Raw genomic sequence first — 25715 nt, 5'->3', positions numbered from 1 at the left:
GGTGTTTGCTGTCATTCCGTCTGTCCTCTCGGTTCGCGGTCCGCCTGGTTCGCCCCACCGGGCCCATCGGCCACCAGGGCCTCGAAATCGGCGACCGGCATGGCGTGGTGATACAGGTAGCCCTGAAAGCGCTGGCAGCCATGACGGACCAGGAAATCACGCTGGGCCTCGTTCTCCACACCTTCGGCAATCAGGCTCAGGCCCATGTTGTGGGCGATGGCCGCGATCGTCGCGACGATATTGGCGTCGTCCGCGTCGTGCTCGATGTCCTGGACGAAGGAGCGGTCGATCTTGAGCACATCCAGCGGGAGACGCTTGAGATAGCCAAGCGAGGAATACCCGGTCCCGAAGTCGTCCAGCGCCAGCGCCACCCCTCGCGCGCGCAGGGCCTCCAGATTGGCAGTCAGCTGCGGCGAGGCATCCGCCATCACGCTCTCGGTCACCTCGATGTGCAGCCGCTGGGCAGCGGCCCCGGTCTCCTCCAGGATGCCCGTTACCTCGTCCATCAGGCGCGCCTGGCGCAAGTGATGCGGCGACAGGTTGACCGAGATCGGCAGATCCTCCAGACCTGGCCGGCCCTGCCAGGCACGCAATGTCTGGCAGGCCTGGAGCAGCGCCAGGCGGCCTATCTCGAGGATCTGCCCGGTGTGCTCCGCCACCGGGATGAACTCGCCCGGGGAGATCCAGGTTCCGTCCGGCTGCGGCCAGCGCATCAATGCCTCGGCACCCAGGATGCGTCCCTCCGGGTCCACCTGGGGTTGCAGGTGGATCACCAGTTCCTCGCGCCCCAGCGCCTGGCGCAGTTTGCGTTCTAGCTCCGCCTCGCGCAGCAGGGTCCGCTGCATCGCCGGGTCGTAGAAGCGCACCGCGTTACGGCCCTGGTGCTTGGCCTGGTACATGGCGAAATCGGCCTGCTTGAGCAACTCCTCCGGCGTATCGTAGCCACGCGGGAACAGGGTGATCCCGATGCTGCCGGACATCACATGCTCGATGTCATCGATCCGGACCGGCTCGCGCATCGCCTTCAGCAGCTCGCCGGCGATGCGCTGGGCGTCGACCCCCGCCTGTGAACGATCGGGGCTCAGCTCCTCCAGCAGGGCAACGAACTCGTCGCCGCCCAGGCGCGCCACGATGTCCTGGTCGCGCAGTCGCGCGGTGAAGCGCTGGGCCAGGGCCTGCAGCAGGCGATCCCCGGCGGAATGGCCGCAGGTGTCGTTCAGGGTCTTGAAGTTGTCCAGGTCGATCAGCAGCAATGCGGCATGCCGGCGAGTCCGGTTGACCGTGTGGATGGCGTGTTCCAGATGCTCCAGCAAGAGTCGCCGGTTGGGCAGGTCGGTCAGCGCATCGCGAAACGCCAGGCGGGCGTTCTCCTCTTCGACCTCCAGGATGCGGCCGAGGCGCTGCGCCATGGTCTGCGTCACCTGCTGCAAGCGGGCGATCTCGGTCACCCGGGAGTCAGCGCGCAGATCGGCGTGGAATTCTCCATGGCCGATCCGGTCGAGGGTCTTCATGGCCTGCTGCATCGGCCGCAGGGTGCGCCCCAGCCAGAGGTACAACCCGCCCGCGATCAGCACGAGCACCAGGAAGGCGGCCGCATAGGTCAGCGCATTGATGAGGTTCTGGGTGGCGACCGATTCGGTCAGGTCACGCGACAGGACCACGTTGGCGGTCGGACGCTCGGCCGCGTATGGCGTTAGGGGCAAATAGACCACCTGCGAATGCCGACCATCCAGATCCACGCGCCCGGCGGCCGCCTGCTCCTGCAGTCGCCCACTCAGCGAAAGGGACATCGAGAATGGCGCGGTGAGGGCCAGTGGCCCGCGACCGTCCAGCAGCGCGGCACGACCGCCGATCGCCTCCGCCATGGACTCGAGCGCCGAGGTCGACAGATCGCGCAGTTGCACGACACTGCCGATGGGATTCCCGCCACGATAGACCGGGATGGCCAGACCGGCATAGATTCGCTCGCCGGGCACATGATGCAGCCCCTCGTGGAAGCGCCCGTCCGCCAGCGCCGCCTCCGCCAGCGGCACGCGCTCGCCACGGTTGCCGTCGGAGTCATAACGCACCGTGCCCTGCGCATCGAGGACCACGACCCGGTCCGCGATCCCGCCGGCGCGCAGGCGGTTGTACAGCGGGTCCGCGTAGGTGCTGATGCCCGCGTCAGCACGCATGGCGCCAATCAGCGCCTCGTTGCGTGTCACCGCGGTCGCCTCGGCGCGCATGCGCTGCCACTCGTTCGCCAGGGTCTGGCGCCAGGCGGCCGACTGGCCCTCCACGCCGAGCCGGTCGAGGCGCTGCTCCGCCTGACCGACCGCAAGGTGCGTGCCCATCGCAAGGGTCCCGGCAAGCACGAGGAGCCCGGCGAACATGACTGCGGTCAGGACCGTCTGGAGCCGTATGCCCTTGCCGGAATGCGCGTCTGCGGCGCCCACGCCGCTATTCGAAGGGATAGCCGGAGCGGATCCACTCGGGAAAGCCGCCGGGAAAGTAGTAGAGATTGGTGAAGCCCCATCCGAGGGCGCGGCGCGTGGCCGCCTCGGTGCGCCAGCAGTCCCGTTCGTTGCAGTACATCACCACCGGGGCGTCCAGCTCGCCGATGAACTCCAGCAGGCTCTCCCGGGTGAAACGATTCCGCTCGTCATCGAGGTCGCGCATGATGGTCAGGTTGCGGGCCTCTGGCACACGCCCCGCCTCGAAGTCCGCGCGCAACCGCGTGTCCACGAAAGGGACGCCCTCGCGGAACAGCGCCCAGGCCTCGGATGCCTCGATGGTCTGGGTACCCGGGATCGCTGCAGGCGCGCGATAGGGGCCCTGGGCCGCAGCCACATTCCCAACGACCAGCGCCACCAGCACCCCGAACACCGCTATCCAGCGAGGCAATGCTCGCCCGGCGCGGCGCACCCGGGCGCGGGTTTGACGATATCCAGCGATCATGCGGGAACCGTAGCACGTCGCTCGGGTTGCGCCACACAAAAAAGTCTTCCCTGGACACGTTCTATCGTGGTTCTGCCTCGCCAAGTCCATCCGGCAACGCCCGCCCCGAATTGCAGCCAGAATCGTGCACAAAAAAAGCCCCGCACTAGGCGGGGCTCTCTCAACCTGGCGCTTGCGCGCCGGGGTTGTCTTACTGAGCTTCGACGTTCGCGGCGGCCGGGCCCTTCTGGCCCTGCTCGACGTCAAACGAGACGCTCTGGCCTTCTGCCAGCGACTTGAAGCCGCTACCCTGGATGGCGCTGTGATGGACGAAGACGTCCTTGGAGCCATCAGACGGGGTAATAAAGCCAAAGCCTTTTTCGTCGCTAAACCACTTCACTGTACCTGTAGCCATTTCGGTTACCTCTGCTTGTTCATAATAGATTGGGTTTTCGAGGGGAGGAGAGACTGGAGGGCAACCGAACGACGATGGAACTTGATCGTGATTCTACGCGGCCCCAAACTAACTGGGACCGGAACTGCGAATCTTAACGCCCCTTTCGGGGTGTCGCCTGGTGCTGCATGGAGCCTGTTACCGTTACCTCGCAGCTATTGTCCTCCCAAACCGCTCTCAATTGAAAGTGTTTTTTCGGATTTTCTTGATGTACGCCCGGAAAATCGTTTGTTATCCGTCGCTTGAATGGGAATTTAATTTGGATTCAGGTGCTTATTTCCCACATGGAAGCGGTTTCAAGGCGTTACCGACCGGAACCGACACGCCTTGAGGGGCATCGGCCGCACCCTCATGCGCACGCCGCCCGCTACCCCAAACCATCAAACAACCCCTCCGTTGCCAGCGGCAACGGGACGTGCAGCGACGCCGCCATCACTCGCAGCAGCTCGACCTCGGCCGGCACCACCTGCCCGCCATGGCTGACGGTGGTCACCATCGCCCGAATCAGCGGGTCCTTGTCGCGCATGCGCAGGGCATCCAGCTGTTCCAGGACGCGGTCCAGCACATTCGCCCATGCGCGCGCACCGGCCGCCCCGGTCAGGGCCTCGGGGATCTCCACCGCCAGCGGCAGCGCCCCGTCCAGGCTGCCAATCCCGGCGGTCAGCGCGGCCCGCGCCGCCGCCGGGTCGTCCGGATGGCCATGGTGGGCCAGCACCGCCAGCAGGTAATGCGCGCTCTGCCTGTGGGCGTCCAGCGTGGCAGTCCTGGGGCGGGACGCCGCGGCAGGATCCTGCACATCCCGCAACTGGCAGCTCAGCATGCGCCCAAGGGCATACTCGAATACCGCCACCCGGCCATCGGCATGAATCAGCCGCTCCACCAGCCCCTGCAGGCGCGCGCGCTCCTCGGCTGAAAGCCGCCGCAGCATCGGGAAGCCCAGCTCCAGAAGCGGCAGGCGCAGGTCCTCGCGCAGCGCAGGTTCCGCTGTCTGCAGACGACGTACGGCCTCTCCGCGCGCCTCCCCCAACGCCTCGGCAATCATCATCAGCTGTCGCTCGCGCACATCCGGGTCCGCATGCAACAGGAGATACAAGACCACCTCGATCGCCCGCGCATCCGAGCGCGCGGCCCAGGCCAGCGGCCCCGGAATCGCAGCAAGCAACATGCCGGCACCGAGAATATGGGTCAGTGCCGGGTGGCCGCCGAGGGCATCCCCCACGGCCTCGGCGCCCGGCACGCGCCCCTCGCGTTCGCGCTGCATGCCGTCCACCGCGCGCTCGTGCGCCCGCTGCCGCACCCGGGCATTGAGCTGGTCGCGCAGGCGCTGCAGATCCCGGGGCTCGAAATGCGGCTGCAAGGTGCGGATGCGATCCAGCAGGGGTGGATGGGTCTCGAAGATCTGGCCGATCGCGTCGCTGGCAAACAGCATGTGAGTGATCTCCTCGGTATTGCCATTCAGCCCGGCATAGCGGGCCGCGACCTTCTTCAGCGCACCGGCCAGGCCGTCCGGCTCGCGGGTGAACTGCACGGCATGGGCATCCGCGAGGTATTCGCGCTGACGCGAGATGCCGGCCCGGATCCAGCGCGCCAGGGCCAGCCCGGCATAGCCCACCGCGATCAGGGTGACGCTGAGCACGCCCACCCCGGTATCGGCCATATCGCCCTTGTGTCGACGCCGGCGTCGCGCCAGCCCGCCCTGCCCCAACAGCGCCAGAATCTCGATCCCGTAGAGGATGCCGATCAGGCGCATGTTGAGGCGCATGTCTCCATTGAGGATATGTCCGAACTCGTGCGCGACCACACCCTTCAGCTCGGCGCGCTCCAGGCTGTCCAGCGCACCGCGGGTCACGGCGATCACCGCATCGTTCGACGCAAAGCCGGCGGCGAAGGCGTTAATACCGAGGTCCTGCTCCAGCACGTAGATATCGGGCACCGGCACCCCGGAAGCAATTGCCATCTCCTCGACCACGTTGCGCAGCTGCCGCCGCTGCGGATCCGCCGGATTGCCATCCACCCGGATGCCGCCCATCTCCTGCGCGATCAGCCCACCGCCGCCGGCGCGCAGCCGCCAGCCCCGGTACAGACTCGCAAGGACGATCAGGCCCGCGGTGATCCCCATGGTCCAGGCGATGGCCTCGGTGCCGCCCCCCATGGCCCAGACAATCAGGCCCAGGGCCCCGACGATCACCAGCACGGCCAGGCCGAACAGGGCCAGTAGCCAGCGCGTCCTGCGCTGTGCCTGCTCTTGCTGCTCGAAGAAGTTCATGGCCGCTCCTCGCCACCGGGATACGACCGTATTGCGGAGGGCGGACGGTCGCGCGTCACGGGGCCATGCAGCCCTAGGGAGACGCTGATGTAATCGCGCGCTCGTTTAATCGCGCGCTCGCGCTCGAGTCGCTTTTGCGTGCGAACAAGGCGCGGTGACTGCCGTGCAGTCACTCTGCACAAAGGAACCGCAACGCTGTTCGCGCGCAAAAGCGGCCGAGCCCGCTCTTTCAATCACTTGTCGGGTTGGTGCCCCCTGTTCGCCGATCCTGCGTTGCGCCGCTTGCGGGTAGAACCACTACCCGCTGCACGACGCGCCTTGTCTCGGAAAACAGGGGGCACCAACGCGAGCGCGCGATTAAATCAGCGTCTCCCTAGGCGAGAGTAGCAGGGTGGGTGATGCGGGGAAACGGCCGGTCATGCCCGCACAGACAGACCGGAAAGAGCCGTTCAGTCGCCGGCCACCATCATGGATTCAACCAGGATGGAACCGGTGTGGATGTTGCCGCGGCGGTCGACATCGGTGCCCACGGCCGCCATCCGCTGGAACATGTCCTTCAGGTTACCGGCGATGGTGATCTCCTCCACCGGATACTGCAGCTCGCCGTTTTCCACCCAGAAGCCGGCGGCCCCGCGGGAATAGTCGCCGGTCACCGGGTTCACCCCCTGGCCGATCAGCTCGGTGACCAGGAAACCGGTCCCCATCTCGGCCAGCAGGGCGGCGAAGTCCTTGTCGCCCGGGGCCACGGTCACGTTGCGTGCACCCCCGGCGTTGCCAGTGGCCTCGAGGCCCAGACGTCGCGCGGCGTAGCTGTCGAGGGTATAGCTCTGCAGCACGCCGTCGGCAATCAACGGGCGATTGCGGGTGCGCACGCCCTCCCCGTCGAACGGGGCGCTACCCAGCGCGCGCGGGGTCTGCGGGCGTTCCTCGATCTGCATCCACCCGGGGAACACGTTCTCGCCGATGGCATTCAGCAGGAACGAGCTCTCGCGGTACTGGGACGGGCCGGCGATCGCACGGGTGAAACTGCCGATCAGGGTGCGCGCCATCTCCGGGGCAAACAGCACCGGGCAGTTGCGGGTCGACAGCTTGCGCCCGCCTAGCCGGCGCACGGTGCGCTCGGCGGCCTCGCGCCCGACCTGCTCGGCGGCGGTCAGGTCCCCCGCGTGGCGTGCGACGGAATAGGCGTAGTCGCGCTGCATGCCTGCTGCGTCGCGCGCGACCAGCGCGCAGGACAGGGAATGCCGGGTGCTGCGATAGCCGCCCATGAACCCCTGGCTGTCGCCGAGAAACGCAATGGCCCGCCGCGTGCTGACGCTGGCACCCTCGGAGTTCTCGATCCGTTCATCCGCCGCGAAGCCGGCGGCCTCGATGGTACGGGCCAGCTCGGTCGCCTCGGCGGCGCTGCAGCCCCAGGGGTGATCCAGGTCAAGGTCGTCCCACTCGCTCGCCTTGAACGCGGGATCGGGCATCCCGGCGTACGGGTCCGGCTCGGTGTAGCGGGCGATGCGGCAGGCCGCCTCGACGGTGTCGATCAGGGCCTGGTCACTGAAATCGGTGGTAGAGGCGGCCCCCTTGGACTGGCCGAAATAGACGATCAGCGAAAGACTCTGGTCACGCTCGTGCTCCAGGGTTTCGATCTCGCCCTTGCGCACCCCCAACTCCAGCCCGACGCTGTGACTGACCACGGCCTGGACGTCCGAGGCACCGCGCGCGCGCGCGGCCTCCAGCGTGCGCTGAACTCTCGTCTGCAGGGAGTCCGGCGAATGAGAAAGGGCCTGGACCCCGTCTTCCTGGGACACGGGTTCCGGGATGGCGCGTTCGGGAGATGTACTCATGCAGGGTTCCGCTACTCGATGACTGATCTGGGGGCGATACAAGGACACCCCGGGCCGGATGGCCCGGGGAAGGGATGACTAGTCGACCCGGGCGCCGTGCTTGTGGACCGCGCCGGCGTTACCCCAGCGCTCCAGGTCGTCGACGTGCACACCGACCCAGTAGAGCATGCCGACGCTGTCACGCGTCCAGCCGCCCACCAGGTCCTGCCCTTCGCTCAGCTCCACGTGGTGGGCGAACTGCTCGGCCTTGTCGCGCGCGCGAAAGACATGCCACTGGACGATCTTGTCGTGGCCATGCCCTTCCGGCAGGGAACGTTCCTGTTCGAGAAAATCGAGATTCATCTGTGCCTCCTTGGTTGCATCGGGCCCCGCAGCCCTCAGGCTGCCTGGGTACCGCCCACGGTCATGCCGTCAATACGCAGCGTGGGCTGTCCCACGCCGACCGGCACGCCCTGGCCCTCCTTGCCGCAGGTGCCGACGCCGGAATCGAGCTTCATGTCGTTCCCGATCATCGACACCCGGGTCAGGACATCCGGGCCATTGCCGATCAGGGTCGCACCCTTGACCGGGTACGTCACCTTGCCCTTCTCCACCCGGTAGGCCTCCGAGGCGGAGAACACGAACTTGCCGGAGGTGATATCCACCTGCCCGCCACCGAAGTTGACCGCATACAGGCCGTCGTCCACCGAGGCCAGGATCTCTTCCGGATCGGCGTCGCCACCGAGCATGTAGGTATTGGTCATGCGCGGCATCGGCAGCCGGGCGTAGGACTCGCGGCGGCCATTGCCGGTGGACTGCGTACCCATCAGGCGGGCATTCATCTCGTCCTGCATGTAGCCGCGCAGCACGCCATCCTCGATCAGCACGGTCTGCTGAGTCGGATTGCCTTCGTCGTCCACGTTCAACGAGCCGCGGCGGCCCTCCAGGGTGCCGTCGTCGACGATGGTGATGCCCTTGGCCGCCACCTGCTCGCCGATGCGTCCGGAGAAGGCCGAGGTCCCCTTGCGGTTGAAGTCGCCCTCCAACCCATGGCCGATCGCCTCGTGCAACAGGATGCCCGGCCAACCGGGCCCGAGCACCACCTTCATGCTGCCGGCCGGCGCGTCGCGCGCATCGAGATTCACCAGGGCCTGGCGCACCGCCTCGCGGGCATAACCGGCGGCGCGGCCATCCTCGCGGAAGTACTGGTAGCCGTGACGACCGCCGCCTCCGGAGGTGCCGGATTCGCGGCGCCCGCCCTGCTCGACGATCACCTGGACGTTCAGGCGCACCAGCGGGCGCACGTCAGTAGTCATCTCGCCGCGGGCATTCAGTACCAGCACCACCTCGTGCACCCCGGCCAGCGAACACATCACCTGGGTCACGCGGGAATCCTCGGCGCGGGCGACGGCATCCACCTCCTTCAGGAGGTCGATCTTGGCCTGCTCGCCCAGCGAATCGAGCGGATTGTCGGGGGCGTACAGCGCCGGCCGCGAGGACGCGCGCGAGGCAACCGCAATGCGCCCGCTCTGCCCGGCACTGGCAATGCTGCGCGCGGTCTTCGCGGCCTCCAGCATGGCCGGCATCGCGATGTCGTCGGAGTAGGCGAACCCGGTCTGCTCGCCGCGCACCACACGGATGCCAACGCCGCGTTCGATGTTGAAGCTGGCGGATTTCACGATGCCGTCCTCCAGCGACCAGCCCTCCTGGCTGGAGAACTGGAAGTAGCAGTCACCGCCATCGATACCGTGACCGAAGGTGGTGCCCAGAAGGGCGCTCAGCTCGCTTTCGCCAAGGCCGGCGGGGTCGAGCAGGGTCTGTTGCGCAAGGCGGTCGATCATGAAGTCCTCTCGGGTTCCGTAAATCCGCTGTTCCGTGTCCATCATGGGGGAGCAGCTGTCGGCCTTCAGTATGGAGCTTGGGGCACGCCGTTCGCTTTCAAGCGCGCGGCCGTTGCGGGTATATCGCCACCCTGACCCAGGCCAGGGTGCGGGGTCAGGTGGTTTTGGGGCACGGCAGGCGGCGGTGGTCCACTGCCGGGAAGCTGCTCCGGATGCGCGCGGCCTGGGTCGGGTCCAGATTCGCCAGCAGTACCCCGGGGTTGCGCTGCAACTGACCGACCACCCGACCCCAGGGGTCCACCAGCGCGCTATGGCCGTAGGTTTCGCGGCCGTTCACGTGGAAGCCGCCCTGGGCCGCCGAGAGCATGTAGTACTGGTTCTCGATTGCGCGCGCCCGCAGCAACACGTCCCAGTGCGCCTGCCCAGTCTGCGCGGTGAAGGCCGCCGGCAGGGCGACCCATTCCGCATTCTTGTCCAGCAGGGCCCGGAACAGTTCGGGGAAGCGCAGATCGTAGCAAATCGCCAGGCCCATGCGGCCGACCGGCGTATCGACGACCACCACCTGATCGCCCCGATCGAAGACCTTGGACTCGGTATAGGCCTCGGTGCTGTCCGGCAGGCACACGTCGAACAGGTGGATCTTGTCGTAGCGCGCCACCTGCTGCCCGCGGTCGTCGAACACCAGGCAAGCCGAACGCACCCGCTCGGAGTCCGGGGTCTGCAGCGGGATGGTCCCGCCAACAATCCACAACCCCAGGCGCCGGGCCTGCTCCGCGAGAAAGGCCTGCAGCGGGCCCGCGCCATCGGCGACCTCCGCGATCCCGAGGATGTCCGTCTCCTGCATGCCCATGAAGGCAAAGTTCTCCGGCAGGACGGCCAGGCGGGCGCCCTTGTCGGCGGCCTCCTGCAGCAGTCGTTTCGCCTCCAGAAGGTTCGCCTGGGGCTGGGGTCCGGAGGCCATCTGGATGGCCGCTACCTGAGTCATGTCGCTCCGATCATCTGGTTACCGGGGCCGGTTATGGCGCCCGTAACGCCGATCCCTGCCGGCGTTAGTCGTTATCAGTCCCTTCGGCACCTGCGGCCGGTTGCACCAGCACGCGCACCTGCGGGTCGTCCCAGGGGCCCGTCACCGAATATTCGACACGGGCCGCCTCTTCTATCTGATCCCCAATCCCCAGCACGCGTTCCGCAAGCAGCACCACGACCCCGGTCACCGGTCCGCCCACCAGCGCCCCGACAATCGGCAGCGCGGTACGCAGGCTGGGCACGACCACGATCTCGTGATCGTAGTCGCGCGCCACCAGCCCGGTGCGGCCACTCAGGCGCACGCGCGCCGAGGGACCCTCCATGCGCAGAGCCGGCACGTAGAGATCACCATCGCGCAGTGTCGCCTCCGCGGTCAGTTCGCTGAAGGTCAGGCCTTCGGTGAACACGTCGCGGAAATCCAGCCGCAGCCGCCGCGGCAACACGTCCAGGCTCACCAGGCCGAGCAGGCGGCCGGCGCCCGGCTCGACATCCGCCAGACGCCCGTCCTCCAGGGAGAGTTCCATGGAGCCCGCCAGCTGCGCGAGGCGCGGGGCATACAGCGGCCCCGGCCAGGTCAGCGACAGCGAACCGTCACCGCTCCCCCCGACCATCGCACGCGACAACCCCGCCGACTCGAGCGCCCGGCCCCAATCACCGCCGGAGAGGCTCACGTCCAGGCGTGTCTCCGGCAGACCACCGGTGGTCACCCGCCAGGCCCCGACGGCGTCTGCGTGCAGGTCACCTTCCGGGGTCCGCAGCTCCAGGTCCCGGACGACCAGTCCGTTCGGCTGCGGCTCCAGCCCCAGCTCGATGTCCGCGAAACGGTAATCCCCCAGCGCCAGGCTGTCGAGGGTCAAGTCCACGGCCGGCCATACGCGCGGGTCTTCGAAGCCCCCGACTGCGACAGGGTTCACCCCGGGATCGGGGTCCGCTTCTCCGCCCCACTCAAGCTCCTCCAGGACCAGGTGGCGCACATGCGCCTCCCAGCGGTCGCGCCCGCCCGCTCCCATCGGGCGCCAGCGGGCCTCGCCCGCCAGCCAGTCGGAAGTGGCCTCCAGATCCCAGCCCGCATCCCCGCGTCGGCCAAGGAAGCGCGCACCGGGCAGGTCCTGCTCGCCCCAGCGGATGCGGTCGCGGATATCCAGTTCCAGGCGGGTCAACGCGACCGCTCCCGCGGCTTCCCCGGCGCCCTCGCTGGCCGCGCCCAGATCCACATCACCACCCCAGGGGGCCTCGCTCAGGGCCTTGAGCCAAGGGTCGACCGTCAACTCCGGCAGACGCGCCCGCACCGAGACCCCCGCCCCCGGCAAGGCCAGGGCACTGGCGCGGGGCGCACCGATCTCCAGCGCCATGGCCTGCAACCCGATCCCGCGCGCGGCCGTACGCGGCTCGGCACCCCGTGCGGCCGGGTCCTCCGGCGCGGCCGCCGGTGACAGGCGCAGGTGTGCGCGCAGGACCTGCCCCAGCGTCAGGTGGCCGATACCGGCGCCGTCATGCCCGAGCGGCAGCACCAGCTCCAGCTCGCGGGCCGCCGCCGCGGACTTGCCGATCGGCTCCGGCCAGTCGATCGCGACCCCGACCAGGTCCGAGCGCAACTCCAGACGAACCCCGTCCACCGCCGGCCCCAAGCGCAGCTGGGCATCCCAGTGCGCCGCCCCGTCGAGATAGGGCGCAAGCTCCGGGAAATCCTCCAGCCACGGGGCCAGGGGTTGCGGACCGCGCGCCGTCAACCGCGCCGTCTCGCCATCCAGCGGCCAGTCCGCCCCCAGCGTCACCGTCTCGCCGTGGACCCGCGCGGTGACCCCATCGGCCGTCACGCGATCCCCGGTATCGAACTGGACCCGTCCCTCCACGGCCTCGAGAATGGTCGGCCAGCCCGAGACCTCGGCGCGGATACCCCGCAGGTCCAGCTCACCGGCGACGCGGGTCGCGGCCATTCGGCCCGCCTGCAGCGGGAGGTTCAGGGACAGACCCAGCCGGGTCGGCCCGTCCAGCCGCGCCTGGTCACGGAGTTCGGCCGCCTCCTCCAGCAACTCGGCCTGGCGCAGGTAGGCCAGAAGATCCGCCGCATCGCCCTCTGCCGTGCCTTCCAGTTCGAGGACCGCATGCTCCATGTCCTCGATCCCGATCCGGGTGTCGCGCACCTCGGTGTCCAGAATGCGCCCGCGCGCACCCTCGGCGCGGAAGCTCGCGTTGTGGAACAGGAGCCGGCCACTGAGGTCCTCGGCCCGCGGCCAGCCCTCCTGATAGTCGAGGATGCCCGCCTCGACATCCGCCCAGAGATCAAACACACCCTCGTCGCCGGCGAACGGGAAGTCTTTCCCGCGCCCGCGATAGGCCATGCCGCCGCCGGAGGACGTGCCCGTAACGATGCTGTCCACCAGCCACTGGTAGGTGTTGTCCGGCAGGTGGTAAAGCGGCAGGTAGCGCGCGGTGTGATCACCGTCGGCACGCAGAATGTCCATCGCAATATCGACCCGGGGTCCGGCCGCGTGACCATCCAGCAGTACCCGCAGGCGGCCGCGAACCGCGGCATGGGCATTGGCGGCATTCAGGCCCTCGCCCGCCAGGCGCCAGTGTCCGGCATCATCGCGCTCGGCACGCAGCCGTCCACGCACCGTATCCAGCGGCACCGGATCGGCCAGCACACGCGGCAGGTCGATCTGCAGGTCGCGGCTGTCCAGCAGCAATTCCACACCGCCACGGCGCCATTGCATATACCCCGAGGCACCCTGCACCCCAAGCCCGTGATCCCCCGCGCGCCAGCCAAGGTCGTGCACATCGGCCTCCGCCCAGACAGGCTGCAGACGGCCATCCGCGCGGCGGGCCTCCAGCCGGGCGAAGTCCAGGGTGCCGCGCGGATGCAGGTCCGCGATCCGCTCCGCCAACTCGGGCGCCGCATCCTGAAGCAGCGTGAGCAGCGGCGCGTAAGGTTCCACTTCGAGATCGCGCGCGGCCATTTCCACCGCGTCCACCACCAGCCCCTCCGGCTTGCCCTCCAGGCGGTAGGCAAGGCGCAGATCGCCGGACCCGGGCTGGGTCCCGCTCCAGGACGAGCGGTGGCGATCCTCCTGCACCCGCCAGTCGAAACGATGTCCGATGGCCGGGCCGACCGGTTCCCCGGCCAGATTGAGGGTGGTTTCGTGCTCCCCACGCAGCCAGGCCATGCGCCCCTCGTCGAGCGCGCCCCACAGACGCAGCGCGGCCGTGCCCTCGGGCGCGGGCCAGCCGAGGTAGGCCAGCCACGGCTGCCAGGCGGTCAGGTCGACCGCATCGGCCCGCAGGAAGAAGCGCGCATCACGCAAATCCGCTGCGGGGGCCTTCAGCCCCAATTCGAAGTGCCCGCCCGCGGCCTCGCCATCCAGCACCCCTTCGAGGTGCATCCGCAGCGACCCGTCATGCGCCGTGCGCAGGGCGGCCCGGTCCAGCCACGCATCGGACTCCAGGCCGGCGCTGCGATCGTCCCAGACCAACCGGATGGCCTCGGCCTCGACATCCGGCCACTGCTCCACGGGGAGCGTGAACAAGCGGCCCTCGCCCATGCCAAGCTCGCGACCGTGCAGGGAAAAGCGTCCGTCGGCGTGGCGTACCAAGCGCAGCTCGACGCCCCGAACACGCACTGCGAAGGATGGATGGCGACTACGCAGACTGGCCCCAACGCTCAGCGCGACCCCGAGGTGGTCGATGGCGACCGGCTCACCATCCGGCATCGCCACGCGGACATCGCGCGCCACCAGCGCCGGCGACCAGCCGGTCCAGCCGAGCTCGATCCCTGCGGCCGTGACCTCGCGCTCGAGCTGCTCGCTGGCGGTGGTCTCGACCCAGGCGTGCAGACCATCCCAGTGCGGAAGCGCCAGGCGCAGCAGCACGATCACGATGACCAGCGCCAGGAAGGCGCCCAGCGCCACCCTCAGGATTTGTGACCGGCGTCTCATTTCTCCACCGGGGAGGCGCAATCCGACCCGCCCGGCCGACCGGGACCCGTATCCGTGCTGGGTCCGCACTGGCGATTCATCTTCGCGCCTCTTCCTCCCTGACGGAGACGGGGACCGGGTGCCTGTCTACATACTACTTGTAGATCAGACGAAGACCACGTCGAACTGTTCCTGGGTGTACAGCGTCTCCACCTGGAAGCGGATCGGGATGCCGACAAAGCTCTGCAGCTCGGCCAGGCTGGCGGATTCCTCGTCCAGCAGCAGGTCGATCACGTTCTGCGAGGCCAGCACGCGCAGCTCGCGCGCGTCGTACTGGCGCACCTCGCGCAGGATCTCGCGGAACAGCTCGTAGCACACCGTCTCGGCCGACTTCAGATAGCCACGCCCGCTGCACACCTGGCAGGGCTCGCACATCTGGTGCTCCAGGCTCTCGCGGGTGCGCTTGCGGGTCATCTCCACCAGGCCCAGCGGCGACACGTCGCAGGTCTGGGTCTTCACATGATCGCGTTCCAGGGCCTTTTCCAGCGCGCGGATCACCTGGCGCTTGTGCTCGTCGTCCTGCATGTCGATGAAATCGATAATGATGATCCCGCCGAGATTGCGCAGGCGCAGCTGGCGACCGATCGCCTGCGCGGCCTCCAGATTGGTCTTGAAGATGGTCTCTTCGAGCTTGCGATGGCCGACGAAACCGCCGGTGTTGATGTCCACCGTGGTCATCGCCTCGGTCTGGTCGAAGATCAGGTAGCCACCGGATTTCAGTTCCACCTTGCGCTCCAGGGCACGGTGGATCTCCTCCTCGACGTTGAACAGGTCGAAGATCGGGCGCTCGCCCGGATAGTGTTCGATCCGGCCGATCAGCTCCGGCAGGTAGCGCTCGACGAAGCCGCAGACCTTCTGATAGGTCTCGCGCGAATCGATGCGGATACGCTCGATATCGCCCCCCACCATGTCGCGCAGGATGCGCTCCACCAGCGGCAGGTCGGCGTAGACCTCGGTCCCCGGCGGGGCCCCGACAGCCTGCTCCTGCAGGGTATCCCAGACCTTCTTCAGGAACGCCGTGTCGTTATACATGGCCTCGTGGTCGGCCAGCTCCGCGGCCGTGCGCACGATAAAGCCGTGCTGCGGCGCCAACTCGTCACGCAACTGCTCAATGGATGCACGCAGCCGTGCGCGCACGCCCTCGTCCTCGATGCGCGTACTCACACCGACATTGGACTGGTTCGGCATCAGCACCAGATTGCGCGACGGCAGGGTGATATAGGTGGTAAGCCGCGCGCCCTTGGAGCCCAGTGGGTCCTTGACTGCCTGCACCAGGACCTCCTGCCCCTCGCGCAGCAGCTCGCGGATACCCTCGCGCACCACCGGGGCCGGCGTGCCGGTGCCATTGCCGCCGGCCACGGGCGCCGCAGGGGCGTCGCTGGCAGACGGGCCGTTGCCATTGAGCTCCTCGCGCTCCACCGGGGCCACGTCGGAGGCATGCAGAAAGGCCGTGCGCTCCAGCCCGATATCGACGAAGGCTGCATCCATGCCCGGCAGTACCCGCACCACCCGGCCCTTGTAGATGTTCCCCACGATCCCGCGGCGGCGGGCGCGCTCCAGGTGCAGCTCGGTCAGGACGCCATTTTCCACCAGGGCCACTCGGCTCTCCTGGGGCGTCACGTTCATCAGGATCTCGGTTCCGGTCATGCGTTCTTCTTGTTCTTGATGTCACGGGCAGACCGCCGAACCCGCACACGGGCGGGCCGGCGATCAGGGATGTCGGGCTACTTGGTGGCGGCTTCGGCCGCGGCGGCCGCCGGCTCTCCAGAGGACTCCGGCGGCAGCCGCTGGGCGCGCGGCCAGGACTTGATCACCGCATGTACCAGCGTCGCCAGCGGGATGGCAAAGAATACCCCCCAAAGCCCCCAGATGCCGCCGAACACGAACACCGCGGCGATGATCGCCACCGGGTGCAGGTTGACGACCTCCGAAAACAGCAGCGGCACCAGCACGTTGCCGTCGATAAACTGGATCACCCCGTAGGCAATCAGTACCCAGGCGAACTCGGAGCTCAGGCCGAACTGGAAGTATGCGACCGCCGCCACCGGGATGGTCACCACGGCCGCGCCGATGTACGGAATGATCACCGAGATGCCCACCATGAACGACAACAGCACGGCGTATTCCAGCCCGAACCAGTTGAAGGTAAGGAAGGTGACCGCCCAGACGATCACGATCTCGATGAATTTGCCGCGCACGTAGCTGGCGATCTTCAGGTTCACCTCGGTCCAGACCTCGCTGGCCAGGTGGGTGTCCTGGGGCATAAAGCCGCGGATCCAGTTCAGGATCAGATCGCGGTCCTTCAACATGAAGAACACCATCAGCGGGACCACGATCAGGTAGATCACCACGTCCACCAGGTGCCGTGCCGAGGACAGCGAGAACGACACCACACGTTGCCCCAGCAGGGTCGCCTCGGCGCGAATGGCCCCCATCAGCTCGAACACCTGATCGTCACTGATCAGTTGCGGGTAACGCTCGGGCAACTGCAGCAGCAGGTTCTGGCCCTCGGAGATCATCCCCGGCAGCTCGCGCACCAGCTGGGTCACCTGGGCCGACATCAGCGGCACCACGCTGAACAGCGCCGCCACCGTCAGCGCCAGGAAGGCCAGCAGCACAATGGTGACCGCGAGGATGCGCGGGATGTGCAAAAAGACCAGCTTGCGCACCGCCCCCTCCAGCAGGTAGGCAATGATCAGCGAGGCCAGCAGCGGCGCCAGGATGCGCCCGGCAAAAACGATGATCAGGAATCCCGCGAGCAGCAGAAACGCCAGGATCACCACCTGCGGGTCGGTGAAATGACGCTGGTACCACTGGCGCAGGATATCGATCATTGCGAGGCCCCTCCCGGCGCCTCGTCATGGTCGGCATCCGTCTGTCGGGTCGGATCCTGGACGACGGCCTTCTCGTAGTGAGTCCGAAAGACCACCTCCAGCTCGTCGATCACCTCCACCGCCGGGCGCCCCTGCATCACGTGCTGGCCCATCAGGGCCGAGGTCTCGTTCAGCAGCTTGGAGCGATCCAGCATGGGATAGGTCGCGGAAAGCCGGCGCATCGCCTTGATGACGGACTCGCTCTCCGGACGCGGGATCGGCTCCGGCTCGGGAACCGGTTCCGGCGCGGGGGCCGGCGACTCCTGCTCCAGAAAACGGGCAAATTTCAGCAGGCTGGCCTGATCCTCGGTCGACAGCCGCGCGGCGATCTCGGCGATCGCCTTGGCCGGGTCCTCCCGGCCCTTCTTGCGCGCACCGCCGCGCACCGACCCGAGATCGCCCCCGGACAGGCCCCCCTCGTTGCCCATGCCCAGGGGTGGGATCATCCCTCGTCCTCGATCTTCAGGCTGAACACCGGCATCTTGCGGCGTTCCTGCATCAGCCCCAGCGTCTTTACCAGGGCCACCAGCACGTCCTCGGTCACCTTCTGCATCTCGCCCCATTCCATGCGCGCCTCGCCCAGGAGCTCGCCCATGTTCGGCGGCGGATTGTGCCGCGCCTCCATGATGATGTCCTCGAGCATCCCGGGCTTCACCTCGGGTCGGAACAGCATGCCATAGGTCAGCTCGTCCGGCCGGATCGCCAGCCAGTCGCCGTCGTCGTCCACCAGGATCGGCTGCACGTCCTCCGGCAGGTCGACGCGGCCGTTGACCAGCTGCAGCACCCGCCGGCCATCCAGTGCCTCGGCCAGTGCGTCGCCTTCCCCGGCCGCGGTCTTGTGCGCGGTCACGAAACGGGCGCGGTACATCGGGTCCTCGTGCGCCGTGCCACCGGCCTGCTCGGCCACCAGCAGCCCGCCCATACCGACGCCCACCACCGGACGCTTCGAGCGGCGGAAGATATCGATCAGCGACAGCTCGTCCGGGACCTGCGGATTCTCCTCGTGATCCGCCGTCGGCCAGGCGCCGCCCAGCAGCCACAGCCCGTCGAACTGGGCCGCGGAGCCCGGCAGGTCCTGACCCACGAACGGTCGGTAGTAGGAGAAGCCGATGTCGCGCTTCTCCAGCTGCGACTCGATCAGGCCGAGAAACTCGGAATAGGTATGCTGCACCACGCAGTAGTTCTTCATGTCACGTCAATCCTGTTTGAGTTCTGATGCGGGGGCGAGCGGACGCTGACCGGTGCAGTACCCGCGCAGGAACTGCATCAGCACCTCCAGCGTGGGTACGCGGAACTTCTGCCGCGCGTGCACCAGCGAGATCGGCCGTTCCAGCGGCGGCGACAGCGGCAACGCCACCAGCTCGCCAAGGGCCAGCTCCTTCGCCACCACCGCCTCGGACAGCACCGAGACCCCCATGCCGGCCACCACCGCGCCCTTGATCGCCTCCGGGCTGCCCAGTTCCATGCAGCCGCGCAGACTGCTGCGGTCGTATCCGGCGCGCCCAAGGTACTCCATGATGACCTCGCGGGTCCCGGAACCCTCCTCGCGGCATATGAATGGGCGTTCGATGAAGTCGGCGACGGTCACCGTGTCGCGCCGGGCCAGCTCGTGTTCCGGCGGCACGATCAGCCGCAGCTGGTCCACCAGACAGGGCTGGACCTGCAAGCTACGGTGGGTCACCGGGGCCTCGACGATGCCGAGATCGACACTGCCCTCCTCGACCATCACCACGACATTCTCGGTATTGCCCACCCGCAGGCGAATGCCGATATCCGGATGCTCGCGGCGGAATGCACCCAGCAGCGCCGGCAGCATGTATTCCGCCACCGTGGTACTGGCGCCGATCACCAACGCCCCGCCGTCCGCGCCCTTCAACTCGCGTAGCGCGGCCTCCATCTCGCCATAGGTGTCAAAGATGCGTTCGGCATATCGTTGTACCAGCCGTCCGGCATCAGTCAGGGTGACTCGATTGTGGTTGCGGTCGAACAGTCGGGTATCCAGCTGTTCCTCCAACTGGCGCACCTGAAAGGTGACCGCGGGCTGCGTCATATGCAGCACCTCGGCGGCGCGGGTGAAGGACAGCAACCGTGCCACCGTAAGAAAGACCTGCAAACGCCGATCGGCCATGCCGCTCCGCCAAGTAGAAGGTTCCAGACAATCAGGGAAACCCTGGTCGAGGAATGCTACCAAGCCCCCGCGACCGGCAACAGCGACCACTTCTCGCGACGCGGCGATTCCCGACCCTGCACGCAAACCGGCCCACTACGTCGATAACCGTGGCGGCACCCGAATGGCACAAACCGAAGGAACCGGAATGGCGCCGACCCCGTTTTCCACCTGGTCACATGCCCGCTCACAGGGGATCCCCGGAGGCTGGCGACTCGCCGGGGCCGCTGCCGTCCCGCTCCTGATGGCGCTGGTCGCGCTGATCGTATACGAGACCGGCGGCACCTCCACTGCCTACCTCAACTTCATCCTCATCCCGGTGCTGCTGGGGGCCGCCCTGTTCGGGCTGTGGGGCGGGCTGGCCTTCGGGCTGCTGGCGGGGTTGCTCCTGGGTCCGTTCATGCCCCTGGATACCGCCACCGGGGCGGCTCAACCCGCATTGAACTGGCTCACGCGCACCGGCATCTACATCGTCCTCGGGGGATTCTCCGGCTGGCTGTTCGACACCCTGCGCCGCCACTCGGAACGGCTTCTGGAACAGGCCTACAACAACCCCGTGACCGGCCTGCCCAATCGCGAGTCGCTCGAGCAGTATGCCCGGCAACTGATGACCCAGGCCGACGCCCCGCACGCCGCGGCCACCCGCGTGTTCGTCATCAGCCTGCAGATGGACAACTACCCGGACAGCATTGGCGCCCTGGGCTTCGCCGCCGAGCGCCCCCTGCTGCGGTCCATTGCCGAGCGCCTGCAGGCAGTGGCCGAGCCCGCCGGGGCGTCCGTGTTCCACATCCACGACGATCACTTCGCCCTGATCCTGCCCCACCGCAGCCGCAAAGAGACACTCGCCGTCACACGCGCCGCAATCGAATGCCTGCAAACACCTTTCGAGGTCTTCGAGATCCCGGTCTACCTCGGGGCCCACGCGGGCGTCTCCTCCTTCCCCTTTCACGAACAGGATGAACCCTCCCGACTGCTGACCAAGGCCTGGATGGCGATGCACGAGGCCAGTCACTCGGGGCGCCGCTATCGCAGCTACAACCGCCGCAGCAACGAGCACAGCCTGTACACCGTGGAACTCCTGGGCGAGTTGCAAAGCGCACTGGACGACGGCCAGCTAAGCCTGCACTACCAGCCGAAGGTCAATCTCGCGAGCGATCAGGTGATGGGCCTGGAGGCCCTGCTACGCTGGAAACACCCGGTTCGCGGCCGCATCGCTCCCGACCAGTTCATCCCGCCGGCCGAGCGCACCGGACTGATCCACAGCCTCACCGACCGGGTCCTTGATCTCGCACTGGCCGACATCGCCCGCCTGCGCGTCGAAGGCCTGGACATGCCGGTCAGCGTGAACATCTCGGCGCGCAACTTCCTCGACCCCGGATTTGCCGATCGCCTGCTGGAGAAGGTTCGCGTCTCGGGGCTTCCACCCTGCGCCCTGGAACTCGAGTTCACCGAGACCGCCCTGATGGCGGACCCGGACGAGGTGATCCGGGCCCTGCGTCGCCTGACCGAGTCCGGACTGGAACTCGCCATCGACGACTTCGGCACCGGCTATTCGTCGCTGGCATACCTCAAACGTATGCCGGTGACGACTCTCAAGATCGATCAGGCCTTTGTACGGCAAATGCTGGAGCACCCGGTCGACGAGCAGATTACCCGCGCCAGCATCAGCCTGGCCCGGGATCTGGGCCTCAAGGTGGTCGCCGAGGGGGCCGAGGACGCGGCCACCCTGGCGCGGCTGCGCGACTACGGATGCAACGCGGCTCAGGGCTACGGCATCGCCCGCCCGATGCCGCTGGAGGAGATTATCGCCTGGGCCCACGACCGAGGCCTCGTTCCCGGCCTGTGCCCGGAGACCGATGAGCGAGCGGCCCTCAAGCGAGCAAACAACCGCTAACCGGATCGTTCACGTTCACACTCGAACCGATTGGCCTTTCGGGACGCGGCGTCCTGCTCCAAAGCCGCCGCGAATGTTCCCGAATTGATCAGCGCCTCCCTTGCACCCGCCCCGGGGCTACGCTATAGTCCGCCGTCTTTCTGGTAGACCCAAATTCCGGAGTCCCCCGATGGCCCGAGTATGTCAGGTGACCGGCAAACGCCCGGCGACCGGTAACAACGTTTCTCACGCTCACCGCAAGACGCGGCGGCGCTTCCTGCCCAATCTGCATTTCCACCGTTTCTGGGTGGAGAGCGAGAACCGCTTCGTACGCCTGCGCCTTAGCTGCAAGGGCATGCGAATTATCGACAAGCGCGGCATCGACGCGGTCCTGGCGGACTGCCGTGCCCGCGGTGAAAAGGTCTAAGGAGGCTTCACGATGGCTGCCAAGTCCGCACGCGACAAGATCCGCCTGGTGTCCTCCGCCGGCACCGGGCACTTCTACACCACGTCCAAGAACAAGCGGAACATGCCCGAGAAGATGGAGATCAAGAAGTTTGATCCCGTCGTCCGCAAACACGTGATGTACAAAGAAGCCAAGATCAAGTAATCGCGCCCATCGGCTCGATTGCCTGACAACAGGCGAAAAAAGGCCCGGCCCGCCAACGCGGTTCCGGGCCTTTTTTGTGTTGGCGCGCGCGGTCCGTACCGGAAAACGCATTCGCGTTAACGCACCGTTTCCCACTTGCCACTCGGCTCATGGGGCTCGGCCACGCCTCGCTCAACGCGCCCGGTCGGCGCTCGAGATCATCTCGAGCGCGTCTGCATCCAGCCATATCCCCCGTTGACGCGGGCTCAGACCGGATCCGGCTGCCCGCCATCCCCTGGCGTCGCGGCCCCCTCGGCGGCGGTTTCTGCCCAGCGCGTCATCACGCGGCCCCAGCGGTGAGCCGTCGCCGGGTCCAGTTCGATCTTGGTATAACGCCCGCCATCGCGGATAATAACCCGCAGCAGCGGGACCCCCGAGTCGTGCAGGATCTGGCGCAACTCCACGACTTCTCCAAATGGCGCATCAATCGAATCCATGGTGCTTATGTCCCTCCCGAGCCGGCCTGCCGCACGCAGTCGTGGCCGCCCATCCGTTTTTGACCAAGGGAAACACTGATTAATGTACACGCTCGCGTTGGTACCCCAGGTTTTCCGAGACCCGGCGCGTCGTGCAGCGGGGAGTGACTCCACCCGCAAGCGGCGCAACGCAGGATCGGGGAACCTGGGGCGCCAACCCCGCAAGTTATTGAACGCCGAGGCTCGCACGCCCGTTGTTGACGAAAACGGGCGTGCGCACGGCGTTGCGGCTCCCTTGTGCAGAGTGACCGCACGGCAGTCGCCGCGTCTTGTTCGCACACCAAAGCGACTCGAGCGCGAGCGTGTACATTAATCAGTGTTTCCCTAGCGCAAGCATGCAACCAATTTTTGTCGGCCGGCAACCCATCTTTGACGATCAGGAGAATCTGGTCGGCTTCGAGCTCCTGTTTCGCGCTGGGCACCTGGATGCCGCTTCGGTCACCGACGGCGACCTGGCCACCTCCGATCTCCTGCGCAGCGCCTTCATCGACATCGGTCTCCAACACCTGGTCGGCGAACACCTGGCCTTCGTCAATCTCACCCGCGGCTTTCTCGAACACGAGGTCATCACCAGCCTGCCACCGGAACAGGTAGTGCTGGAGATCCTCGAGGATATCGAGATCGACGCCGAGGTCATCGCCGCGGTACGCCGACTGAAGGGCCGGGGCTTTCGCATCGCACTGGATGACTACCAGTTTCAGGAGAGCCATTCCGAGCTGGTCGAACTGGCGGATCTGGTCAAGCTCGATGTGCTCGCCCTGGGCGGCCAGCGCCTGGAACAGGAAGTCACCACCCTGGGCGCCTTCGACGTGGAACTGCTGGCCGAGAAGGTCGAAACGGCCGAGGCCTATGCTCGCTGCCAGGCCCTTGGCTTCAGCCTGTTCCAGGGCTTTCACCTGTCCTTCCCCCACGTGATCGAGGGGCAGCGCCTGGAGAGCCTGGAAGTGGCCCTGCTGCGCCTCCTGCGGGCGCTACAGGCGCCGGATCCGACGCCGGCCGAGCTGGAGGAACTGATCGCCGCCGAGCCCGGGCTCGCGATCCAGCTGCTGCGCATCGCCAACAGCCCGGCCTATCGCGGCTCTCGCCCGACCGATTCGCTCTACAACGCGATCCTGCGCCTGGGCCAGGGGCGCATCAAACGCCTGGCGATGCTGATGGTACTGCGTGGTACCGGCAATCCCACCCACGGGCTCGAGCAGGTCATGATCCGTGCCCGTATGGGCATGCTGATGGCGCGCGCCCTGGGCCTGCACCCCGAGGAGTGCGAACGCTACTTCACCCTCGGCATGCTCTCCGGGATGGATCGCGTGCTGGGGGTACCGCTGCGACACATCCTGGGCGAACTCCACCTGTCCACCGAAATGGAACAGGCCCTGATGGAAGGCGCAGGACCGCTGGCACCGCTGCTGGCGACCATCGCCGCCTTCGAAGGCCCGACACCCCCGCTGGACAACACGAATGCCCCGGTCCCGGCGCCGGTCTCCAGCCGCCTTTACCTGGAGGCCGTACGCTGGACCGAAGATTTGCTCGCCTCGCTGGCGGAGAACTAGATGCCCCCCCTTACCCTGCGCAGCCAGCTCATGCCGGAAGCCGCCGCCGGCCCCGAAACGGGAATGCACATCCGGCTGCGCGAACCCGCCGGGATCGACAGCGGGCCCGGCCACCTGGAGATCCGCCCGGGCCTGCGCCCCCTGGCGCCGGATCACTATGTCGAGTACTGGACCGCCAGCGGCACGCCAACGCCGATCCACGAGGGGCCCGTCCGCCTGCTGGAGCACAAGGACGTCCTCTTCGCGACCTGGAGCGGACCGGATAACGGCCTCCGGGAGCAGACCGAACACGCCTACCGCGCACTGCTGGCCGCCTGCCGAGCGCGCGGCTTCGAGCATTTGGCACGCGTATGGAACTACTTTGGCGACATCCATGCCGAGGAGGACGGGCTGGAACGCTATCAGGCCTTCTGCATGGGCCGCGCCACCGCGCTTGAGACCCTGGAGATCCCGCTGGCCAGCATGCCCGCCGCCACGGCCATCGGGAGCGACCAGCGCCAGCTGGTCATCTACCTGATCGCCACTCGCACCCCGGCCGAGTCCCTGGAGAACCCGCGTCAGGTCAGCGCCTATCATTACCCGGCGCGCTACAGCCCGAAGAGCCCGACCTTCGCCCGCGCGACCCGCCTGGAAACCGCGGACGGCCCACTCATCCTGCTCTCCGGCACCGCCAGCATCGTCGGCCACGAGAGCCGTCACCCCGACGACGTCGTCGCCCAGACACGCGAGACCCTGGCCAACTTGCGGTCCCTGCATGACACCGCCGGCCACGAACTGCCACGCCCGGCCTGGCTGCGCGTCTACCTGCGACATCCGGAAGACCGGCCCAAGGTCGCCGCGGTCCTCGCCGAGCACTACCACGACGCCCATCCGGGGCCGATCGTCCAGTGGGTCCGCGGCGACGTCTGCCGGCGCGAGCTGCTGCTGGAAATCGAGGGCGTGCATGCCTGAACTGCCCGAGGTCGAGACCACCCGGCGCGGGCTCGCCCCCCTGCTGGCCGGGCGCCGCATCACGGCCTTCGAGGTCCGCGAGCCGCGCCTGCGCTGGCCGGTGCCGCCGGAGCTGGTGCAGCAACTGGCCGGCGCCCGGGTCCGCAGCCTGACCCGGCGCGCCAAGTACCTGTTGCTGGAGACCGATCGTACGGGCCTCCTGCTGCATCTCGGGATGTCCGGGAGCCTGCGCCACTGCACGCCCGAGACGCCGCTGCGCCGGCACGATCACCTGACCCTGCACCTGGACAACGGCTACCAGGTTCGCCTGCACGACCCGCGCCGCTTCGGCTGTTGCCTGCCGCTCCCCGAGGGCGGCTTATCCCACACCTTGCTGGCCAACCTCGGCCCGGAGCCCCTGGACCCCGAATTTAACGGCGACTATCTGTCCCGCCGCAGCCGCGGCCGCCGGGGCCCGGTCAAAGCCTTCATCATGGACCAGGCCATCGTAGTGGGAGTAGGCAACATTTACGCCACCGAGGCCCTGTTCCTCGCCGGCGTTCGGCCCGGGCGCGCGGCCGGACGCGTCACGCGCGCCGAATACGAGCGCCTGGCAAGCCACATCAAGGCGGTGCTGGCGGCGGCCATTGAACAGGGCGGGACCACCCTGCGCGACTTCCTGCACGAGGACGGCACCCACGGCTACTTCCGCCAGTCGCTGCGCGTCTACGGCCGCGCCGGCGAGCCTTGCCCGGTCTGCGCCGAGGTATTGCGCACGCGCCGCATCGGCCAGCGCGCCAGTAGCTACTGCCCCGCCTGCCAGAAGTAGATCGACCCCACACGGGTCAGCAGAGCGGAAAGGCCGTTGTTCACCGCACAGGGCACGGAACACACGCAGAGAAC

General features: G+C 67.5%; 21 protein-coding genes. 6 read left to right on the top strand and 15 right to left on the bottom strand.

Annotated elements, in window-relative coordinates; genetic code table 11:
• Positions 1 to 11: 11 nt before the first annotated feature.
• The 14 genes from B0684_RS07180 to B0684_RS07115 form a co-directional block, all read right to left on the bottom strand.
• Positions 12 to 2372, bottom strand: a complete 2361-nt coding sequence (locus B0684_RS07180) for a putative bifunctional diguanylate cyclase/phosphodiesterase (RefSeq protein WP_077277003.1) — start codon at positions 2370 to 2372, stop codon at positions 12 to 14.
• Positions 2373 to 2439: 67 nt separating this feature from the next.
• The gene (locus tag B0684_RS07175; protein WP_077277000.1) at positions 2440 to 2904 is read right to left on the bottom strand and encodes a rhodanese-like domain-containing protein; all 465 of its coding nucleotides are present in this window, start codon (positions 2902 to 2904) and stop codon (positions 2440 to 2442) included.
• Positions 2905 to 3127: 223 nt separating this feature from the next.
• Positions 3128 to 3331 carry a cold-shock protein gene (locus tag B0684_RS07170; RefSeq protein ID WP_018143924.1) on the bottom strand — a complete coding sequence of 68 codons (204 nt, stop codon included), beginning with the start codon at positions 3329 to 3331 and terminating at the stop codon, positions 3128 to 3130.
• 406 nt (positions 3332 to 3737) lie between these two features.
• Positions 3738 to 5636, bottom strand: a complete 1899-nt coding sequence (locus B0684_RS07165) for a M48 family metalloprotease (protein WP_018649758.1) — start codon at positions 5634 to 5636, stop codon at positions 3738 to 3740.
• 449 nt (positions 5637 to 6085) lie between these two features.
• Positions 6086 to 7474, bottom strand: a complete 1389-nt coding sequence (gene pmbA / locus B0684_RS07160) for a metalloprotease PmbA (RefSeq protein ID WP_018176054.1) — start codon at positions 7472 to 7474, stop codon at positions 6086 to 6088.
• 78 nt (positions 7475 to 7552) lie between these two features.
• The gene (locus B0684_RS07155; protein ID WP_018143927.1) at positions 7553 to 7816 is read right to left on the bottom strand and encodes a hypothetical protein; all 264 of its coding nucleotides are present in this window, start codon (positions 7814 to 7816) and stop codon (positions 7553 to 7555) included.
• Positions 7817 to 7851: 35 nt separating this feature from the next.
• Positions 7852 to 9294, bottom strand: a complete 1443-nt coding sequence (tldD, locus tag B0684_RS07150; protein ID WP_026305890.1) for a metalloprotease TldD — start codon at positions 9292 to 9294, stop codon at positions 7852 to 7854.
• 154 nt (positions 9295 to 9448) lie between these two features.
• Entirely contained in the window at positions 9449 to 10279 is an 831-nt protein-coding gene (locus tag B0684_RS07145; protein ID WP_018649757.1) for a carbon-nitrogen hydrolase family protein, read from the bottom strand.
• 64 nt (positions 10280 to 10343) lie between these two features.
• Positions 10344 to 14255, bottom strand: a complete 3912-nt coding sequence (locus tag B0684_RS07140; protein ID WP_077276999.1) for a YhdP family protein — start codon at positions 14253 to 14255, stop codon at positions 10344 to 10346.
• A 144-nt stretch (positions 14256 to 14399) separates the two neighbouring features.
• On the bottom strand, positions 14400 to 15941 hold the full coding sequence (locus B0684_RS07135; RefSeq protein WP_018143931.1) for an Rne/Rng family ribonuclease: 1542 nt from the start codon (positions 15939 to 15941) through the stop codon (positions 14400 to 14402).
• 77 nt (positions 15942 to 16018) lie between these two features.
• Positions 16019 to 17128, bottom strand: coding sequence for an AI-2E family transporter (locus tag B0684_RS07130; RefSeq protein WP_018649755.1), 1110 nt, complete (start codon positions 17126 to 17128; stop codon positions 16019 to 16021).
• On the bottom strand, positions 17125 to 17613 hold the full coding sequence (locus tag B0684_RS07125; protein ID WP_018168467.1) for a hypothetical protein: 489 nt from the start codon (positions 17611 to 17613) through the stop codon (positions 17125 to 17127). The genes B0684_RS07130 and B0684_RS07125 overlap by 4 nt, the downstream gene beginning before the upstream one ends.
• Positions 17610 to 18356: a type 1 glutamine amidotransferase gene (locus tag B0684_RS07120; protein ID WP_018143934.1), complete on the bottom strand. Its 747-nt coding sequence runs from the start codon at positions 18354 to 18356 to the stop codon at positions 17610 to 17612. The genes B0684_RS07125 and B0684_RS07120 overlap by 4 nt, the downstream gene beginning before the upstream one ends.
• A 6-nt stretch (positions 18357 to 18362) precedes the next feature.
• On the bottom strand, positions 18363 to 19295 hold the full coding sequence (locus B0684_RS07115) for a LysR family transcriptional regulator (protein WP_018143935.1): 933 nt from the start codon (positions 19293 to 19295) through the stop codon (positions 18363 to 18365).
• 187 nt (positions 19296 to 19482) lie between these two features.
• On the opposite strand from B0684_RS07115, the gene B0684_RS07110 reads away from it, so the two are divergent.
• The 3 genes from B0684_RS07110 to rpmG all read left to right on the top strand — a co-directional run bounded on the left by B0684_RS07110 (position 19483) and on the right by rpmG (position 21817).
• Positions 19483 to 21228 (top strand): putative bifunctional diguanylate cyclase/phosphodiesterase, encoded by a 1746-nt coding sequence (locus tag B0684_RS07110; RefSeq protein WP_018176060.1) that lies wholly within the window; start codon positions 19483 to 19485, stop codon positions 21226 to 21228.
• Positions 21229 to 21397: 169 nt separating this feature from the next.
• Entirely contained in the window at positions 21398 to 21634 is a 237-nt protein-coding gene (gene rpmB / locus B0684_RS07105) for a 50S ribosomal protein L28 (protein WP_018143937.1), read from the top strand.
• A gap of 12 nt (positions 21635 to 21646) precedes the next feature.
• Positions 21647 to 21817, top strand: coding sequence for a 50S ribosomal protein L33 (gene rpmG, locus B0684_RS07100; RefSeq protein ID WP_017941410.1), 171 nt, complete (start codon positions 21647 to 21649; stop codon positions 21815 to 21817).
• Positions 21818 to 22062: 245 nt separating this feature from the next.
• Here the strand turns inward: rpmG and B0684_RS07095 are convergent, their stop codons facing one another.
• On the bottom strand, positions 22063 to 22293 hold the full coding sequence (locus B0684_RS07095; RefSeq protein ID WP_018143938.1) for a DUF6967 family protein: 231 nt from the start codon (positions 22291 to 22293) through the stop codon (positions 22063 to 22065).
• Between the two features lie 374 nt (positions 22294 to 22667).
• On the opposite strand from B0684_RS07095, the gene B0684_RS07085 reads away from it, so the two are divergent.
• Genes B0684_RS07085 through mutM form a run of 3 tightly spaced genes read left to right on the top strand, consistent with a single transcriptional unit; the run spans position 22668 to position 25641 of the window.
• Entirely contained in the window at positions 22668 to 23882 is a 1215-nt protein-coding gene (locus B0684_RS07085) for an EAL and HDOD domain-containing protein (protein ID WP_018168465.1), read from the top strand.
• On the top strand, positions 23883 to 24833 hold the full coding sequence (locus B0684_RS07080; protein WP_018649754.1) for a chorismate transformation FkbO/Hyg5 family protein: 951 nt from the start codon (positions 23883 to 23885) through the stop codon (positions 24831 to 24833).
• Positions 24826 to 25641 carry a bifunctional DNA-formamidopyrimidine glycosylase/DNA-(apurinic or apyrimidinic site) lyase gene (gene mutM, locus B0684_RS07075; protein WP_019571183.1) on the top strand — a complete coding sequence of 272 codons (816 nt, stop codon included), beginning with the start codon at positions 24826 to 24828 and terminating at the stop codon, positions 25639 to 25641. Before B0684_RS07080 ends, mutM begins: the two co-directional genes overlap by 8 nt.
• Positions 25642 to 25715: the final 74 nt, after the last annotated feature.

It is taken from the genome of Thioalkalivibrio versutus, assembly GCF_001999325.1.
Taxonomy (GTDB): domain Bacteria; phylum Pseudomonadota; class Gammaproteobacteria; order Ectothiorhodospirales; family Ectothiorhodospiraceae; genus Thioalkalivibrio; species Thioalkalivibrio versutus.
The sequence above is the reverse complement of the archived record's forward strand: the minus strand, read 5'-3'. Positions and strand labels throughout refer to the sequence as shown.